Raw genomic sequence first — 17,739 nt, forward strand, 5'->3', positions numbered from 1 at the left:
TTATTGTAAATAATTGTTTAGGAGGACCAGAATTGAAATCCCCTCATATTTCTTATGCACTCTTATTTTTTGGCGTTTTTGCATTATCATCTTCAGCTATCTTTGTGAAATTAGCAGATGCACCTGCTACAATTACTGCATTTTATCGGATGCTTTTTGCAACTCTCATACTTTTGCCATTTCTATTAATTAATAAAAAGAATCGACAAGAATTACGTTCGTTATCAAAAAAACAATGGGGACTCGGATTATTATCAGGCGTATTTCTAGCAGCACATTATGTATTGTGGTTTGAATCATTAAATTATACATCTGTTGCAAGCTCGACGGTTATCGTCACATTACAACCACTATTTTCAATGATTGGCGGTTATTTTTTATTCAAAGAGCGTTTCAGTAAAGGGGCTATAATGGGCTTTCTTGTAGCGATTGCGGGAAGTATTGTCATTGGATGGCAAGATTTTCAAATTAGTGGACTAGCATTATTTGGCGATATACTTGCACTTATTGCGGCAGGTATCATAACAGCTTACTTCTTCGTTGGGCAACATGTTCGTAAAAAGCTATCTCTTATCCCATATTCTGTTATTAGTTACGGGAGCAGTACATTACTTTTAGGTGTTTTTGCTTTCTGTCAGAAAACACCGTTCTTACATTATTCTGTACAAACCTGGTGGTCCTTTATTGGATTAGCGTTTATTGCAACAATTTTAGGGCAAACAATTTTCAATTGGTTGTTGAAATGGCTGAGTACTACCATTATTTCAATGAGTATATTAGGAGAGACAATTGGAACATGTATACTCGCGTATTTCATTTTGGATGAAGTCATCTCTTTACAACAAGGTATGGGCATCGTACTCATCTTAATCGGTCTAGCATTATTTTTACTACAAAATAGAAAGAAAGAATAAAAAATAGAGATTAATTGGCGGTACGAGATTCTAATGCATTTAATCTTTCACTGGAAGGAAAATGATCTTAACTTGTCGAATTAAAGAATTTAGGAGCTTATGGAGGATATTATAATATCCTGTCCTACACAGACAATTTATAAGGAGGAATTAATACATTGAAAACAATAGGCTTAATTGGTGGGATGAGTTGGGAATCATCAACTGAATATTACCGTTTAATAAATGAAGAAATAAAGAACAAACTAGGCGGATTACATTCAGCAAAATGCATTTTATATAGCGTTGACTTTGACGAAATTGAACGTTATCAAGCGAAAGGTGATTGGGAAAGTGCTGGACACGCTTTGGGTGAGGTGGCACTCTCTTTAGAAAAGGCAGGAGCAGATTTTATTGTTATTTGTACAAACACAATGCATAAGGTAATAAATTATATGGAAGAAAAAATAAATATTCCAATTCTACATATTGCTGATGCAACAGCAAACGAAATAAAGAAATCAAAAGTAACTTCAGTTGGACTACTTGGGACTAAATATACGATGGTGCAAGACTTTTACAAATCAAGAATTGAAGCTCATGATATAAAGGTAATAATTCCAGATAATGAGGATATAGAGCTTATAAATGAAGTGATCTATGAAGAATTATGTTTAGGGAAAATCAATCATGCGTCAAAAGAATATTTTAAAAACGTTATCAAAAATTTAATTGATAAGGGTGCCGAAGGGGTTATATTAGGTTGTACAGAAATTGGATTATTAATAAAACAAGAGGATTCCGAAGTTCCAATATTTGATACAACTGTCATTCATGCTTTGGAATCAGTTAATAAGGCAATCGAAAAATAAGAATATCTTCTTTAACTAAGCGGGTGCTTTACTTCCAGAAGGAGTAAAGCCTTTTTTCTTATTGAACTTTGTATATAGATGAAAATCAATCGGTCAATTTGTGAAAGGTTGAGGTAAAACAAACAGGGGAGTTGAAGAATATTGAAGCGAATATTGTTACCAATTTTAATGGTCTGCGGCATTCTAACTGGATGTGGGGCTGATAAAGTAACTATTTCTGAAATTAATTTAGAAAATGCAAATGACAATGTGAAAAATTTTATTGAAAGTGTAGAAAATGATGAAAAAGATACAGGAACTGGTATTTATATATACAACAATTCTAAAGGCCAACGCTATTTGTATCTTAATCAAGATTTCTTGGATGATGGCACAAGTTTTGGTGATATAGATATTAAAACGGACGAAAATTCGATTAACATCTACCTGAACGACATTTCTATTTCTGAGGGAGAAGCAGACACATATAAATTATACAAAATAAAACTTAAAGGGGACTATGATTACTTAAAAGTATTTAAGAATGGTAAGGAAACCCATTTTGAAGGGGTTGGGGCTTAGAGGATGTTCTGGGCATGAGGGTGTGTATTTTTCTTCTTCAACATAACAGGTACTTGTGCGGCCGAGCCTAGGTCGTATCATATGCGATGTGTAGGGAGTCGAATATCCACGCTTAAATAAGTAAATTAATAATGGAGGTTAGCATGGTGCCTTTAACCGAAAAGTTCAATCAGATAACAGATTATATCAATGGAATTATGAATGACCATCAGGGAGTTGGGTTGAGCGTCTCAATTGTAAAAGACTCAGACATTATTTACTCGAAAGGTTTTGGTTACTCACAGATTCAGCCTTTAAACCAACCGATTGATGGAGAAACATTAATGAGCATACAAAGTATTTCAAAGAATTTTATGGCGCTTTCGATCATGCAACTTGTTGAAAAGAACCTGATTTCATTGGATGATACTGTTGTTAAATACTTACCATACTTCAGAACCAAAAATAAACAACAAAGTGATATGATCACGATACGGCATCTGTTATCTCATACGGCTGGATTTCCTTCTAGTTTAGGAATTGCAAATATGATAGCCCCAAATGTAAGAGAAATTTTTTCTGATACACCTACTGAGTTTCAAGAGGCTTTAGACTATTACAACCTTACAGAAGATGAGATTAGTAATGTTCAAAGCAGAGAAGATGTAACGAAGTGGTTCCAAAAAGTTGAGTTAGAGTATCCAGTGGGAGAGGGATGGAATTATTGTACAGATTCGTATGTAATACTGGCAGATTTGTTCGAAAAAGTGACTGGTTCCAATTGGGAAAACCATCTTAGAAATGATATCCTTACTCCTTTAAAAATGGAGCGGACAACTAGCGATTCAGATAAAGTTGAAGGGGATTTAAATAGTGCTAGATATTACTTGGGCGAAAATAAAATAGAAACACCATTTCCGAAAAACTCTATTTCAGCTCCAATTGGTTATTTGTATTCATCGGCAAATGATTTAGGGAAATATTTAGCATTTCACTTAAATAAAAATCCGCATATTTTACGTACAGATTTAGTCGAAGAAATGCAGAATCCTATTCATCCAGTCAGTGAGGAATGGCGGTTCGGTAGTGAAGTCAGAAGCTACGGACTTGCGTGGTTTACTGACGAGTATAGAGGGTTCAAAGTGGTGGAACATGGAGGCGGTCAAATGGCTGTGAGGTCTCTGATGACACTCGTTCCTGAGCTTAACTTGGGGGTAGTTGTCTTACTCAACTTTGACGGTACCGCTCATCATGATATTTGTGACAAGGTTAAAGACGTATTCATTGATTCCTAACATAAGAGTCGTTTTAAAAAAATATACTCGACTCAATACAAATCATCTATGACCGTTTTCTTTCGCTTAAAACAGCTAAGAAAAGCTGATTCTTATTCTACTAACAGGTGCTTTAGCAAAACATGGCCATCATTTCGATGGTCTATTTTTATGGACAAATATTAAGTTGATTTAAGATATGAATTGGGAAATGTTACACTTAAACTAACGCGGCAGGATAGTTGATTAAGGTTTTTGGGTTTGATGCTAAAATAAACGATAGATATTCAATTTTTATGGGGAGGAAGTGTTTAGTATTTTATCAACTAATTTTGACTCTTTTTATACAAAGAACGGAAAAACTGTTACTGTTCGGGAAGCAACGATACTGGATGCAGAAAGAATGTTAGTTGCTGCTTCATACGCATTGGTAGATGCTCCATATATGCTAAGTACCGTTGAGGACGCTCAGAAGATGACACTTGAAGATATGGAGAAGGTGTTAAGTTTGATTATGAAGAATCCAAATTATGTTCAATTTATTGCTGAAGTTGATGATAGACTTGTTGGTGCCATCGATTTTAGAAACGGTGACAAAGAGAAGATTAGCCATCAAGGTACTTTTGGAATGACAGTGCTCCCAGAGTATCGTAATTATGGTATTGGAAGAGCACTGTTAGAAACATTAATCAACTGAGCAAAAAATAATGGCAAAATTGAAAAAGTTTGTCTTGAAGTAATGGAAGATAATGTTGGTGCACTTAAATTATATAAAACAATGGGGTTTGTTGAAGAAGGAAGAAAAATAAAAGGTGTCAAGATAGAAAACAGTTATCAGGATTTAATATTAATGGCTTTATTTGTTTGATTCAACTAACGGGTGCTTTACTTCGAGAAGGAGTAAAGTTTTATTTCTTCTTAAACTAAAAGTGCAGGATAGTGTAAGAAGGTATTTATTTTTATTTGTAGAATTATTATTAAGATAAGCAAAGGTAATGGGGGAAGACAGATGACGAATAGTAGTAACCAGGTAACTCTAAGAACTGGGAATATAAATGATGCAGAAGCAGTTCTAAAAATTCAAAAGGAAGTTCTTTCAGAAAGTGAATTTATGATTTCGGTAATAGAAGAGTTTGAAGAAACTTTGGACCAAATAAGAAACTGGATAGAGAAAATCTTAGCGAATGAAAGAGAAGAGCTAATCATAGCCGAAAGCAACGGGCAGATTGTTGGTTTGATTGTTTTTCGCTCTAAAAGTACTCAAAGGCTTTTACATACTGGTTCTTTTACGGCAATGGTCAAAAAAGAGTTCCGCAATCAAGGCATTGGTAAACTGCTGATCAAAGAACTTTTAAACTGGGCGGAACACAACCCTTTAATAGAGAAAGTTAGTTTAGGTGTTTTATCAACAAATCAACGAGCAATCGAATTGTACAAAAGCATGGGATTTGTTGAAGAAGGACGTAAAATTAAGGAAGTTAAGTTTAATGATGACTTATATGTAGACGATATACTTATGTATAAACTGGTTTAACAATCTATTTAAACAAAGAGCTATTACTTTTTGTTTGTGAAGAAAACTACTTAAGTCAACGGGTCAATGGTTTTGCTGTAACATACGCTGTATACCATGGTCAGATCACATTTAAAGCATAGATGACTTGGTGTTAGAATATTTACATTTACCTGAACTTGATGAAGATACTTGGAAAGACACAGCCATTAGACACTTATTAACACATACTCATGGTTTGAATCATAAGGAAGACATATATAACGTGAGTTTACAGTAGGTAAGCACTGGTCACGAAGCAGGTTACTTGAAAAAGAATAATGGTAAAATTAAGAGTATGGAAGTAATAGGAGGTCTAAAATAATGAAAGGTGAAAATTTTTACGAAGAGGTACAAAAGAAACCATTATTCTTTTTGATTTATAGTATTCTAGCAATTGTATTTTTTACTGGTATCACATTTACTTTTGTAATCCCTGGGTTACAAGGCTTCAATTGGTATTTCTTCTTTATTGCACTTTTGATCTATATTGGAGTTGCGAATATATTTGTTGGGTTATTTAAAGAACGACTATTATTGGTTTTTATACTCTCCTTGATATTTAGTGCCTTAGGAATGGGATGGAGGTTGTGGCTAGAATGGGGAGAGTTTAGTTTAGTCGAACACATGAATCCAGTTGTGCTAATTGGCTATCCTTGTATTATCGCATTTATAATATTATTTACGTTTCATTTTTCCTCTAAATTTAAGACAAAAAAATAAAATAGGTGAATACAAGTCATTTATTTTATAGAACTAATGCAGCAGTTTAGTGAATAAAAGGTGGTTTTAAACAATGAATAGAGAAAACATCTTTCTAAATATTATAGGCTCACTATTATGTTTTATCATGTTTTGTGTAGGTATGTTGTATGCTGAACAAGTGCCTTTATTAATTTTACTAGGAATAGTAGGTCTAAGTGGCTTTTCTTACATTGTTTCTCGAATTGTAACGGTAACGATTGCTCACCATAAGTAATATTCTTAATCAATTAACTATGCTTGTACAGTGGGCTTGGGGCTTTACTTCAGAAAGGGGTAAATTTGAAGATTAAACATTTTAGTATTTTGCTTGTATTATCGCTATCCCTTTCTGCTTGCAATACTGGAATTGAGCCAAGGGAGCATTTAGGAGAAATATATAGGGTAGCATTGGACTCTATAATGGAACAAGATGAAGCATTAAGTAGTGATATGGAATATATGGCTATTGATACCAGTAATTTTGAGAACGCTGATGAAAGTGATAAAGAAGAAGTTTTAATCTACTTTAAGGAAAAGTATAAGATTGAAGTAATGGACGCTACTCTTGAACAACTGAAAGAAAAGGGATTATACAATTCAAATACGATGGGTTTGGATGGCGTACTTCTAAGGGTAGAAAAAGTTGATTTTAAGTCCAATAATGAAATTTTTTTGGAGGGTTCCAAGTATCGTTCGGGTTTAGGGGCAGTTGGGGTAGAAGTTAAAATTCATTATAAACATAATAAATGGGAGTCCAAAGAAGTGAAAATGACTTGGATTAGTTAATTATTATTGTGCTGACGGGTGCTTTACTTCAAAAAGGAGTAAAGCTTTTTTTCTTCTAAAACTAAAGGTGCAGGATAGTGAAAAGAAGGAAGTAAGTGTTATTTTATAGAAGTTATAAACTATTAGGGGGAGAATGAGAATGGTTAAATTAGTATTAATGAATTCCGAAGAGTATCAAAAGTATATTATTTCAGCTATTAAATTATATGCAAATGAAAAAGTTTTATCTGGAAATTGGAATCAAGAAGAATCAATAAGGAAAGCAGAAGAGGAATATACAAGACTTTTGCCAAAAGGTGAAAAGACGGAAAGTAATTATTTATACAATATCATAAATGATGACAAGGCAATTGGTGTTCTATGGCTTGCAAGAAAGTCTGAAAAAGAAGGATTTATATACGATATAAATATATTAGAACAATATCAAGGATTCGGATATGCAAAGGAAGCAATGAAGCAAATTGAGATTGTCGGGAAAGATCTTGGGATGCATAAAATAGGTCTTCATGTTTTTGGTCATAACAAAGTAGCAAGAGGATTATATGATAAATTAGGTTACCAGACAACAAATGTATTAATGGAGAAAGAAATTTAATACTTTCCTTATTGAGCTAAAGGGTGCTACAGCAAATATGGCCATCATTTGGATGGTCTATTTTTATGTACGAAAATAAAATTCTAATATTTTGGTATAAAAACTAATTAAAATTCAGTGAATATTTTGTCATTATGAATTATCCTTAAAATAGGAATTAAAATAATGGGGGAGAATAACTTGATTCGACTTTTACAAAAACGTGACTTCGAACAAGCGGCAGATGTCGTTGCTTTTGCCTACCCAGGCATGAATATCCAATCATCAGAGAAAAAACTGGAATTTATAGAGCGTTTAACGAAAGAGCAAGACGCAGAAAACGGTATTCAATATTTTGGTTATTTTAATAAGGAAGAAGAACTGTTAGGGATGTATCGTTTGAATGATTTTGAATGTAATGTAAACGGCAAATTCCAGCGTATATTTGGAATTGGAATGGTTGCAGTTCACCTTCTACATAAAAAAGAGAAAATTGCCTTTGCACTTCTATCTCATTTTCATCAATATGCTAGACAGGAAAATGTGTCACTTGTTTCCTTGTATCCTTTTAACCCAAGCTTTTATCGGAAAATGGGATATGGCTACGGACCGATGAAATATGAATTTAAAATTAAACCTGATGCCCTTATCGCAAATGGAGAAAAAGGGTTGGTTGAGTTCTTGTCACCCAAAGATGAGGAAGCAATCGTTACTCTTTACAATGATTACGCACAAAAAAATCATGGGATGATAAAGAGAACCTGGACTGAACGCCAGCGTATTAAAAATGCAGTCACCAATTATGTGGGTGTGAAAGAAAATGAGCAACTAATAGGCGCATTGGCATTTACACTGGAGCCTGTAAAAGACAGTCATTTTTTACATCAACATATGACCGTGCTTGAATGGATATGGACAAAACCAGAGGCATACAAACAGCTAGCTTCTTGGTTAAATTCTCAACAAGACCAAGTAGATAGAATTATTTTTCGTACACATGATCAATCATTTGTGCATGCTCTTATAAATCCTTTAAATGAATCGAATCATCTTATACCAAGTGTCTACCATGAGGTTGCAACTTCGGGAACAGGTATAATGTATCGCATAACAAATGTAATTGATTTTATACACGAAATGAATTTTCAGCAGCTGAAAAAACCCGATGAATATACGAGAATCCTACTAGAAATAGAAGATACATTCCTGTCAGAGCAAAATGGTGTATACGAAGTTATTTATAATGGTGATTTCTGGAATGCTACAAAATTAGCAGATTCGACTGAAGAGATTAATATAACAATAGGTATCCAAGATATAAGTGCTTGGTGGATGGGGTGTGTTTCCCTAAATTCTCTTTATAATTATGGATCTGTGACCTTAACTAATATAGATATCCATTCGCTAGACGAGTGGTTTAAGCCTAAGAAAGGACCTGTTTGTTTCACGTCGTTTTAGAGTTTGCATAAGGGGTGTGTTGAAATGATTACATTCAAAACAATGGAAGATTTGACATATAGACAGTCACATGAGCTTTTTATACAAGGATTTGAAGGATATTATATCCCCATGACAATGGAGCTAGATGCCTTTATAGCAAAAATAGGCACTGAAAATCTATCTCCTGGATTATCGATTATTATGTTTGAAGATGAACTCCCAATTGGTTTTGTCTTGCAAGGAATACGAGATGTGAACGGTCAGAAAATGGCTTGGAATGGGGGTACGGGAATTATCCCTAAGTACAGGGGAAGAAAACTTGGTGAAATTTTGATGGAAAAAGCTCTAGATGTATTGAAACAGCAAGGTGTGAGTATTGCTACTTTAGAAGCGTTATCTATGAATCACCCAGCTATTAAACTGTATGAAAAAGTCGGCTATAAAGTTATGGACACCTTACATTTTTGGGAAGCGGACGGTGTGCTGCCTATGGATGAAGAAATTGCCAATGAGTTTTTAATAAAAAGGATACCTGCTTTACAAGCTGCACATGCAAAAATATTCCCAACCATGGCACCATGGCAAGTTGATCCAACTATTATCCCGAAGGTAGGGGGAGAGGCAATTATTGCAGCGAAAGATGGTGAAGTCCTTGCCGCCTGTTTAGTAAGAACGAGGCAACAGTTTGGTTCAGAGGCAGAAGGGGTGACGTTATTTCAAGCTATTGTCAATAAAGATTCCGAAGAAGGGGAGAGGGCACTCTACGCTGTCCTACAGGAGGGCTTACTGTTTCAAAAATCTCTTAAAAGGACTACTTATAATTTAATGGACCATTCACAAAAAACGCTCTCTTTCTTACAAAGCAAAGGGTTTAGAAATACAGATATTTCTCAAGTATTTATGGTAAATAAACTTTTAGTGTAAACAATTTCTTCTTTCATTATAAAAAAATCGTTGAAAAAGGTTGCGTTTTCTGAAAAGAAGGCCTTATCAACGATTTTATTATTTATTTAATAGTAGTAATGATTTGGTTTTCTTCCATGAGAAGTTGGTTTAATGCTACTCGGAAACTATTATAAGTTTCAATATTTACATGAATACTTGCTCGAACGATCTCTTGGATAAATCGTGGATTAAAACCAACATAGATTGGACGTATACCCATTAATCGAAGGGAACTATTTAAACTAGATATTGATATTGCTAGGTCATTGTAGTCAAATTCTTCTACATCACTTAAGCTGACAGCAGTAAAGTCAAAAACTGCTTTTTCGATATCCCGATGTTCGCTAATATACTCTAGTGTTTGTGTTTCGATATGTTCAAAGCGTTCTTTAGAGATATACCCTGCAATAGGAATCATAATTGTTCTTGGCACGATAGAAGGAATGATAGGAGTAGACATATTTTTTATAATTCGCTCATAGTAAACAATTTTTTCTTTTAGCTCAAGAATTTGTTTTTCATGTGACATAACAGCACCTCAGGTTTTTTCTCTATTATAACGAATTAAACCGACGAAAGGATATAGAAATAAAAAAAGACTGTCCTACTAAAGAACAGTCAATCTTTTTATTATTTCTGTGCATCTAAAAATTCAGTTACTTGTTCTGGTGATTTTGCATTTGCACTGTGTAAATGTGCTTTTTTCTCTCCGTTTTGATAAATTAGAAGACTAGGAATGCCCATTACTTCATACTTTTCTGCGATCTCTGGCAATTCGTCGCGATTTACCTCATACCAAGTGTACTGATTATACTTTTCAATGATTGGATCGATGAACATCTCCATACGACGGCAATCTGGACACCAGCCGGCTTCGAATTTTACTAGTACTTCTTTGTCACCAGAAATAATTTCATTGAACTGCTCTTCAGTTGTGATTTTTTGCATTTTATATACCTCCAATAATTTTTTATGTCTAGTCGTGGAAGAATGTTGAACATAGACATTTACACTTTTCTTGTAGTTTACACTGTTTTTAAAAGAGGAGAAAGAAAAATGTACTTTTTTATTCATTTTATTATTGCGAAAATTTAAATATTGTTCTAAACTAATAGATATAGAAATTGGTTTTATTTTTTTTATTTACAAAATGAATGAGTATTCATTCAAGTTAAAGGGAGGCTTTGCACGTGACATATCAAATAAAAAAAGCGGCAGTTCTTGGTTCGGGCGTAATGGGTTCGGGAATTGCAGCTCACTTAGCAAATATCGGAATTCCAACATTATTATTAGATATCGTTCCAAAAGAACTGAGCAAAGAGGATGAAGTAAAAGGGTTAACATTGGAACACCCAGCAGTTCGCAATAAGTTTTCTCAAACGGCATTGCAAAAATTGCTGAAGCAAAAACCGGCACCGCTTACTTCTTCTAAAAACCTACAATTAATTACTGCAGGCAATTTAGAAGATGATCTAGACAAACTGAAAGAAGTAGACTGGATTATTGAAGTAGTAGTGGAAAATTTAGAAGTGAAAAAAAACTTATATGAAAAAATAGATGCAGTACGTAAACCTGGAACGATCATTAGTTCAAATACTTCGGGGATTAGTATAAATGCAATGGTAGAAGGACGTTCAGAAGACTTTGCTAAACATTTTCTTGGAACGCATTTCTTCAATCCACCACGTTATTTAAAACTTTTAGAAGTAATTCCAGCTACAACAACAGAACCAGAAGTGGTCGAGTTTATGAAACAATTTGGAGAGGACGTGCTCGGTAAAGGGGTTGTGTTGGCAAAAGATACACCGAACTTTATCGCTAACCGAATCGGGACATATGGTTTGCTTGTAACTCTGCGTGAGATGCTGGCGCGTGGATATTCTGTAGGAGAAGTAGATTCAGTTACAGGTCCGCTGATCGGTCGTCCAAAATCTGCGACATTCCGTACATTAGATGTGGTGGGGTTAGATACTTTTGCACATGTTGCCAAAAACGTGTATGACCAAACAACTGGAGAGGAACAAAAAGTATTCGAGGTACCTGCTTTTATGCAACAAATGCTTGAAAACAAATGGCTTGGTGCAAAAACAGGGCAAGGCTTTTTCTTAAAAGAAGGTAAAGAAATTAAAGAATTAAATACAGAGACACTTACCTATGAGCCAGTCAAAAAGTTAAAAACTCCGTCCATGGAAATGGCTAAGCAGCAAAAGGGTCTAGCGGCAAAAGTGAAAACGTTAACTTACGCAAAAGATCGTACTGGTGAATTGCTGTGGAGCATCTTAAGTCCCACACTACTGTACTCCGCAACGCTTGTTGGTGAAATTGCAGATGATATAGTATCCATCGACCAAGCGATGAAATGGGGATTCGGTTGGCAACAAGGTCCTTTTGAAATCTGGGATGCAATTGGTGTGAAGGATTCTGTAGAGAAAATGAAGTCAGATGGTCACGAAGTTCCTTCATTTGCCCTTTCTTTGTTAGCTAAAGGTTTCGAATCCTTCTATAAAGAGGAAGACGGCGACCAGTATTTCTTCAACGGTGAGGATTATGAAAAAGTTCCGTTAAATGAGAAAGTAATTGATCTAAAAAGATATAAGAAGAAGCATGGTGTGATTAAATCTAATTCTGGTGCTAGTTTAATAGATCTTGGCGATGGAATTGCGCTCCTTGAATTCCATTCTAAATCCAATGCAATCGGCTTGGATATCATCCAAATGATTAACTTTGCGATTGAAGAAGTAGAGAAAAACTTCAAAGGGCTTGTCATCGGTAACCAAGGCAAAAACTTTAGCGTTGGTGCAAATCTTGGCATGATTTTAATGGAAGCGCAAGATGACAATATTTTTGAATTGGACTTTGTAGTTCGCAGTTTCCAAAATGCGATGATGAAAATCAAATACTCCTCCAAACCGGTAGTAGCTGCTCCGTTCGGTATGACGCTAGGTGGAGGAGCAGAGGCTTGTTTACCAGCAGCGCATATTCAAGCAACTACTGAAACATATATGGGCTTAGTGGAAGCGGGAGTCGGGCTAATTCCTGGTGGTGGCGGAAACAAAGAGCTATATATGAAGCATTTAAAGGGTCTACCGAAAGGTGTGCAAGTGGATTATCAATATGTTGCCAATAAAGTATTTGAAACAATTGCAATGGCAAAGGTTTCTACTTCGGGCGAAGAAGCTCGTGAAAATAACTTTTTGAATTTTGCAGATGGTATTAGTGTGAATCCAGATCATCAATTATATGATGCAAAACAAGTTGCACTGGCACTCGCTGAAAATGGATATAAAGCGCCTCTTCGTGAAAAAGTTCCGGTAACAGGTTCACCTGGATACGCAACATTACTTTTAGGGGCAGAGGGCATGTTCTTGTCTGGCTATATTAGTGAGCACGACTTGAAAATTGCGAAAAAACTTGCGTATGTGTTGGCGGGCGGAGAAGTTCCATACGGTACTTTAGTAGATGAACAGTATTTACTTAATTTGGAGCGCGAAGCATTTTTAAGTCTCGTGGCAGATCCAAAATCCCAAGCAAGAATGCAGCATATGTTAGTGAAAGGTAAGCCTCTACGCAACTAAGCGTGTGTAGGTGATAAAGGAGGAGAACTTATGCGTGAAGCAGTTATCGTAGCAGGTGCGAGAACACCAGTTGGCAAAGCGAAAAAAGGATCTTTGGCAACTGTTCGCCCAGATGATTTTGGTGCATTAGTAGTAAGAGAAACGTTAAAAAGAGCTGGAAATTATGATGGGCCAATAGATGATTTAATACTAGGATGTGCAATGCCAGAAGCAGAACAAGGGATGAATGTCGCTCGTAATATAGGGGCTTTGGCTGGCCTTCCGGATACAACCCCAGCAATTACAGTGAATCGTTTTTGTTCGTCCGGCTTACAATCGATTGCTTATGCAGCGGAGCGAATTATGCTTGGACATTCGGAAGCAATTATTGCTGGTGGAGTAGAGTCGATGAGTATGGTTCCCATGATGGGAAATACGATTCGACCAAATGCCCACTTAGCAGAAACTGCCCCGCAGTATTACATGGGGATGGGACATACAGCTGAACAAGTGGCAAATAAATACGGCGTGAGTCGAGAGGACCAAGATGCGTTTGCCGTTCGATCACATGAATTAGCTGCAGCGGCTATTGCAGCAGGAAAATTTAATGATGATATTGTACCTGTTGAAGTAGTGAAGCATTTTGTGGATGAAAACAATAAAGCACAAGAGAAAAAGTTTTTATTTGAAATGGATGAAGGCGTTCGCCAGGGAACAACAATTGAAACGCTGGCAAAATTACGTCCCGCGTTTAATGTTCGCGGATCTGTAACGGCAGGTAATGCTTCACAAACTTCAGACGGAGCAGGTGCAGTACTTGTGATGGACCGGGAAGTAGCGGAAGCACAAGGATTAAAACCAATCGCTAAATTCCGTTCGTTCGCAGTCGGTGGAGTTGCACCAGACGTAATGGGAATTGGACCAATCGTAGCTGTACCAAAAGCATTGAAACTTGCAGGTTTATCTATTGAAGATATCGACATTTGGGAAATTAATGAAGCGTTCGCTTCTCAATCAATCCAAGTCGTACGTCATTTAGGTATTGACCTTGATAAAGTAAATGTCAATGGTGGAGCAATTGCTCTTGGTCATCCGCTTGGAGCTACAGGAACGATTTTGACATTAAAAATGATGAGCGAATTAAAAAGACAAGGAAAACAATTTGGTGTTGTAACTATGTGTATCGGTGGGGGAATGGGAGCTGCCGGAGTGTTCGAACTACTATAACCAAACTTATCAAGGGGGAATTTAACATGACTGAAGTAAAACAAATGATTAAAGGTGGAAGCTTTTTAGTAGAAGATATCGAGGCAAGCCGTGTATTTACACCGGAGGATTTCACAGACGAGCAAAAAATGATTGCGAAAACTGCCGAAGATTATGTAACAAACGAAGTATTACCTGTAGTGGAAAAGCTGGAGCATCATGAGTTTGAGCATTCTGTTCGTTTACTTAAATCTGCTGGAGACTTAGGATTACTTGCAGCTGATATTCCAGAAGAATATGGCGGTCTAGCATTAGATAAAGTTTCTTCAGCTTTAATCGCAGAAAAACTATCAGTAGCTGGTGGTTTCTCTATTACCCACGGGGCACATGTAGGAATTGGGACATTACCAATCGTGCTATTCGGTAATGAAGAGCAAAAACAGAAGTATTTACCGAATTCGGCATCTGGAGAAAAAATCTCCGCTTATGCTCTAACAGAGCCAGGTTCAGGGTCAGATGCTTTAGGAGCAAAAACTACAGCTAAGTTAAATGCGGAAGGAACTCACTATATTTTAAATGGAGAAAAACAATGGATTACAAACGCAGGCTTTGCAGATGTATTTGTTGTTTACGCTAAAGTAGATGGAGACAAATTCTCTGCATTTATCGTGGAACGCGAATTCCCAGGTGTTTCTGTCGGGGCTGAAGAGAAGAAAATGGGTATTAAATCATCTTCGACTCGTACGCTTATTTTACAAGATGCACAAGTACCAGTAGAAAACTTACTTGGAGAAATTGGCCGCGGACATGTGATTGCATTCAATATTTTAAATATCGGTCGTTATAAACTAGGTGTAGGAACGGTTGGTGGCTCTAAACGTGCGCTTGAGCTAGCAATTTCTTACTCTAATCAACGCCAACAATTTAAAACACCTATCTCTTCTTTTAATTTAACAAAACAAAAATTAGCTACTATGGCTTCTAAATTGTATGCGACAGAAAGTTTAATCTACCGTACTGTAGGTTATTTTGAAGAGCGTATGAGTCAATTGAGCGCGGATGAACAAAAAGATGGAAAAGCGATTGCAGCATCTATCGCAGAATATGCAATTGAATGTTCTATTAACAAAGTAGTAGGCTCCGAAGTGTTAGATTACATCGCGGACGAAGCTGTTCAATTACATGGCGGTTACGGATTCATGCAAGAATACGAAGTGGAGCGCATCTACCGAGACTCTCGTATTAACCGCATTTTCGAAGGTACAAACGAAATTAACCGTTTAATCGTTCCAGGAACATTCTTGAAAAAAGCGATGAAAGGCGAGCTTCCATTACTTCAAAAAGCACAAAGTCTACAAGAAGAGCTACTAATGATGATGCCAGAAGAAGTAAGTGATGAGCCATTAGCTCAAGAAAAAGTACTAGTAGCAAACGCGAAGAAAATTGGTTTACTAGCTGCTGGACTTGCTGCACAGCGTTTTGGTACAAAACTAGAAGCAGAGCAAGAAGTGCTAGTGAATATTGCGAACATCGCTAATAACTTATTTGCAATGGAATCTGCTGTCCTACGTACAGAAAAAGCAATCGGTCGTGACGGAGCAGAAAAAGCAAACCAAAAACTCCTTTATACACAAATTTTCTGCCAAGAAGCATTCGATGAAATCGAAAAAGCAGCAAAAGAAACGCTTATCGCTTCTGTAGAAGGAGATAACTTACGAATGATGATTTCTGCCCTTCGTAAACTTACACGCTACACACCTTACAATGTAATCGCTAAAAAACGTGAAGCTTCTGTAAAACTGATCGACGCAGAAAAATATATCGTTTAATGCACAGGAAAAGCTGGTCCCATGTGGATCGGCTTTTTTTCTTTTAAAAGAGAAATTTTCCACTCCGTAAAATCAATGTAGCGAGAAAAATATAGATTCTATCATACGGTTGATTTCCGTTTCAGGCGGACGCGTTCCGCAGGGTGAGCGATGAGTCCTCACCTAAGAAATCTAGAATTTGATGACCTATAGAGTGTTTACAAAGGAACGAAGGCTAAGAACGCCACCTCGTGTGGCAACGCCTTCGTGACCAACATCCTGTTGGCCTCTGCTGGAGTCGCCGCCTTTCACTACTATCAATCATATATGTGGTGTTTCGCAGAACGAAAAATAGAGATGATCTTCTCGTATGCTGAGGATTCGATTAAGCGGTGTTTGGATAAATATTATCTTGGTAATCCCTGTTGTATTCATAGTGGAATGATAGCGAATAGTAAGTGTTTCCTAATAGAGAAGGAGGGGTGCGACCGAAATTGTATCTTCGGTCGCATTTTCTAAGTGTAGGAAAGTGTTGCTTCTTTTCTTTCCAAAGCACTTCGAAAACGTCAAATACAGGTTTTCATCTTAAAGGGTGCTTGTGCTTTTCTAATAAAAAATTCTGAAAATGCGGTGCGCATTATTTTTTGGTATGATAAAAAGAAAAAAAGGTGAGATGTCATGACGATTCAGTTTTTCGGGTATTCAAAATGTAGCACATGTAAAAAAGCGAGTAAGTGGTTGAAGGACAATGGCATCGCGTTTGAGGATAACGATATTGTAGAAAATCCTCCTTCCAAGGAATTAATAAAAGAAATATTGAAGAAAACGGATGTAGATATAAAGAAACTTTTTAATACGAGTGGCACGAAATATCGAGAGCTACAGTTAAAGGACAAGCTGCCAACTATGACAGAAGAAGAACAAATAGAAACGCTCGTATCTGATGGAATGCTTGTCAAAAGACCGCTTGCTTTTGATGGTGAACATGTGACACTCGGTTTCAAGGAAGATGAGTTTGAACATATTTGGACAAACAACTAAAGTCGCTTGTTTTTACTATAAAAATATGTGAATATTATAAGTGAATGTATAACTTATTTGAGAGGGGTATAATTATGAGCACACCTAAAGAGTTGAAATACTCAGAAGAACATGAATGGGTAAAAACTGAGGGCGGAAACGCACGTATCGGTATTACTCATTTTGCACAATCTGAACTTGGAGATATCGTGTTTGTTGAGCTTCCACAAGTTGGAGACGAAATTAAAGCAGGAGATCCATTCGGTAGTGTAGAATCAGTAAAAACTGTTTCAGAACTTTATGCTCCTATTAGCGGAAAAGTTGTTGAAGTGAACGGTGAGCTTGAGGATAGCCCTGAATTTGTAAACGAATCTCCTTATGAAAATGCATGGATGATCGTTGTAGAACCATCTAACACATCAGAAATCGATGAGTTATTGTCTGCAGATCAATACGAAGAATTAATTGCAGAATAATAATGCAAACGCCGGTTAATTGTCGGCGTTTTTTTCATATACTGATTTAAAGAGT

At 36.3% G+C, this 17,739-nt stretch carries 18 protein-coding genes and 1 pseudogene; 17 read left to right on the top strand and 2 right to left on the bottom strand.

The features are described from left to right. Positions 1–32: 32 nt before the first annotated feature. The 12 genes and pseudogenes from FS486_RS14885 (at position 33) to FS486_RS14945 (ending at position 9,599) form a co-directional block, all read left to right on the top strand. Complete coding sequence (locus FS486_RS14885; RefSeq protein WP_144512380.1) at positions 33–914, top strand: DMT family transporter; 882 nt, start codon at positions 33–35, stop codon at positions 912–914. A gap of 158 nt (positions 915–1,072) precedes the next feature. Then, on the top strand, positions 1,073–1,765 hold the full coding sequence (locus FS486_RS14890) for an aspartate/glutamate racemase family protein (RefSeq protein WP_144512382.1): 693 nt from the start codon (positions 1,073–1,075) through the stop codon (positions 1,763–1,765). Positions 1,766–1,906: 141 nt separating this feature from the next. Then, positions 1,907–2,326 (top strand): hypothetical protein, encoded by a 420-nt coding sequence (locus tag FS486_RS14895; protein ID WP_144512384.1) that lies wholly within the window; start codon positions 1,907–1,909, stop codon positions 2,324–2,326. A gap of 143 nt (positions 2,327–2,469) precedes the next feature. Continuing rightward, the gene (locus tag FS486_RS14900; RefSeq protein WP_186321471.1) at positions 2,470–3,600 is read left to right on the top strand and encodes a serine hydrolase domain-containing protein; all 1,131 of its coding nucleotides are present in this window, start codon (positions 2,470–2,472) and stop codon (positions 3,598–3,600) included. A gap of 286 nt (positions 3,601–3,886) precedes the next feature. Further along, positions 3,887–4,447: pseudogene (locus FS486_RS14905) on the top strand (N-acetyltransferase family protein). Positions 4,448–4,588: 141 nt separating this feature from the next. Continuing rightward, positions 4,589–5,113 carry a GNAT family N-acetyltransferase gene (locus tag FS486_RS14910; RefSeq protein ID WP_144512388.1) on the top strand — a complete coding sequence of 175 codons (525 nt, stop codon included), beginning with the start codon at positions 4,589–4,591 and terminating at the stop codon, positions 5,111–5,113. 342 nt (positions 5,114–5,455) lie between these two features. Beyond that, positions 5,456–5,854, top strand: coding sequence for an ABC transporter permease (locus tag FS486_RS14920; protein ID WP_144512390.1), 399 nt, complete (start codon positions 5,456–5,458; stop codon positions 5,852–5,854). A gap of 73 nt (positions 5,855–5,927) precedes the next feature. Next, positions 5,928–6,110 carry a hypothetical protein gene (locus FS486_RS14925; RefSeq protein ID WP_144512391.1) on the top strand — a complete coding sequence of 61 codons (183 nt, stop codon included), beginning with the start codon at positions 5,928–5,930 and terminating at the stop codon, positions 6,108–6,110. Positions 6,111–6,175: 65 nt separating this feature from the next. After that, complete coding sequence (locus tag FS486_RS14930) at positions 6,176–6,661, top strand: peptide ABC transporter substrate-binding protein (RefSeq protein WP_144512393.1); 486 nt, start codon at positions 6,176–6,178, stop codon at positions 6,659–6,661. A 139-nt stretch (positions 6,662–6,800) separates the two neighbouring features. Beyond that, positions 6,801–7,256 carry a GNAT family N-acetyltransferase gene (locus tag FS486_RS14935; protein ID WP_144512395.1) on the top strand — a complete coding sequence of 152 codons (456 nt, stop codon included), beginning with the start codon at positions 6,801–6,803 and terminating at the stop codon, positions 7,254–7,256. Positions 7,257–7,436: 180 nt separating this feature from the next. After that, the gene (locus FS486_RS14940; RefSeq protein WP_186321472.1) at positions 7,437–8,693 is read left to right on the top strand and encodes a GNAT family N-acetyltransferase; all 1,257 of its coding nucleotides are present in this window, start codon (positions 7,437–7,439) and stop codon (positions 8,691–8,693) included. A 24-nt stretch (positions 8,694–8,717) separates the two neighbouring features. Then, positions 8,718–9,599: a GNAT family N-acetyltransferase gene (locus tag FS486_RS14945; RefSeq protein ID WP_144512399.1), complete on the top strand. Its 882-nt coding sequence runs from the start codon at positions 8,718–8,720 to the stop codon at positions 9,597–9,599. An 82-nt stretch (positions 9,600–9,681) separates the two neighbouring features. Here the strand turns inward: FS486_RS14945 and FS486_RS14950 are convergent, their stop codons facing one another. Continuing rightward, the gene (locus FS486_RS14950) at positions 9,682–10,149 is read right to left on the bottom strand and encodes an STAS domain-containing protein (protein WP_144512401.1); all 468 of its coding nucleotides are present in this window, start codon (positions 10,147–10,149) and stop codon (positions 9,682–9,684) included. Positions 10,150–10,250: 101 nt separating this feature from the next. Continuing rightward, positions 10,251–10,694 carry a thioredoxin family protein gene (locus FS486_RS14955; RefSeq protein WP_144512403.1) on the bottom strand — a complete coding sequence of 148 codons (444 nt, stop codon included), beginning with the start codon at positions 10,692–10,694 and terminating at the stop codon, positions 10,251–10,253. A gap of 116 nt (positions 10,695–10,810) precedes the next feature. Between FS486_RS14955 and FS486_RS14960 the strand changes: the two genes are divergently transcribed. The 5 genes from FS486_RS14960 to gcvH all read left to right on the top strand — a co-directional run bounded on the left by FS486_RS14960 (position 10,811) and on the right by gcvH (position 17,684). Continuing rightward, positions 10,811–13,195 (top strand): 3-hydroxyacyl-CoA dehydrogenase/enoyl-CoA hydratase family protein, encoded by a 2,385-nt coding sequence (locus FS486_RS14960; protein WP_144512405.1) that lies wholly within the window; start codon positions 10,811–10,813, stop codon positions 13,193–13,195. 30 nt (positions 13,196–13,225) lie between these two features. After that, the gene (locus FS486_RS14965; RefSeq protein ID WP_144512407.1) at positions 13,226–14,401 is read left to right on the top strand and encodes an acetyl-CoA C-acetyltransferase; all 1,176 of its coding nucleotides are present in this window, start codon (positions 13,226–13,228) and stop codon (positions 14,399–14,401) included. Positions 14,402–14,427: 26 nt separating this feature from the next. Further along, positions 14,428–16,209 carry an acyl-CoA dehydrogenase family protein gene (locus FS486_RS14970; RefSeq protein WP_144512409.1) on the top strand — a complete coding sequence of 594 codons (1,782 nt, stop codon included), beginning with the start codon at positions 14,428–14,430 and terminating at the stop codon, positions 16,207–16,209. Between the two features lie 657 nt (positions 16,210–16,866). Continuing rightward, entirely contained in the window at positions 16,867–17,229 is a 363-nt protein-coding gene (locus FS486_RS14975) for an arsenate reductase family protein (RefSeq protein WP_144512410.1), read from the top strand. Positions 17,230–17,303: 74 nt separating this feature from the next. Beyond that, the gene (gene gcvH, locus FS486_RS14980; protein WP_144512412.1) at positions 17,304–17,684 is read left to right on the top strand and encodes a glycine cleavage system protein GcvH; all 381 of its coding nucleotides are present in this window, start codon (positions 17,304–17,306) and stop codon (positions 17,682–17,684) included. Positions 17,685–17,739 lie beyond the last annotated feature (55 nt).

Source organism: Bacillus sp. FJAT-22090, from assembly GCF_007676755.1.
Classification (GTDB): Bacteria; Bacillota; Bacilli; order Bacillales_A; family Planococcaceae; genus Psychrobacillus.

Bases quoted from the DNA above. Each gene is read 5' to 3' on its own strand.
- FS486_RS14900 (WP_186321471.1), top strand. From the start codon at position 2,470: ATGGTGCCTTTAACCGAAAAGTTCAATCAGATAACAGATTATATCAAT.
- FS486_RS14910 (WP_144512388.1), top strand. From the start codon at position 4,589: ATGACGAATAGTAGTAACCAGGTAACTCTAAGAACTGGGAATATAAAT.
- FS486_RS14920 (WP_144512390.1), top strand. From the start codon at position 5,456: ATGAAAGGTGAAAATTTTTACGAAGAGGTACAAAAGAAACCATTATTC.
- FS486_RS14925 (WP_144512391.1), top strand. From the start codon at position 5,928: ATGAATAGAGAAAACATCTTTCTAAATATTATAGGCTCACTATTATGT.
- FS486_RS14935 (WP_144512395.1), top strand. From the start codon at position 6,801: ATGGTTAAATTAGTATTAATGAATTCCGAAGAGTATCAAAAGTATATT.
- FS486_RS14945 (WP_144512399.1), top strand. From the start codon at position 8,718: ATGATTACATTCAAAACAATGGAAGATTTGACATATAGACAGTCACAT.
- FS486_RS14950 (WP_144512401.1), bottom strand. From the start codon at position 10,149: ATGTCACATGAAAAACAAATTCTTGAGCTAAAAGAAAAAATTGTTTAC.
- FS486_RS14955 (WP_144512403.1), bottom strand. From the start codon at position 10,694: ATGAATAAAAAAGTACATTTTTCTTTCTCCTCTTTTAAAAACAGTGTA.
- FS486_RS14965 (WP_144512407.1), top strand. From the start codon at position 13,226: ATGCGTGAAGCAGTTATCGTAGCAGGTGCGAGAACACCAGTTGGCAAA.
- FS486_RS14970 (WP_144512409.1), top strand. From the start codon at position 14,428: ATGACTGAAGTAAAACAAATGATTAAAGGTGGAAGCTTTTTAGTAGAA.
- FS486_RS14975 (WP_144512410.1), top strand. From the start codon at position 16,867: ATGACGATTCAGTTTTTCGGGTATTCAAAATGTAGCACATGTAAAAAA.
- gcvH (WP_144512412.1), top strand. From the start codon at position 17,304: ATGAGCACACCTAAAGAGTTGAAATACTCAGAAGAACATGAATGGGTA.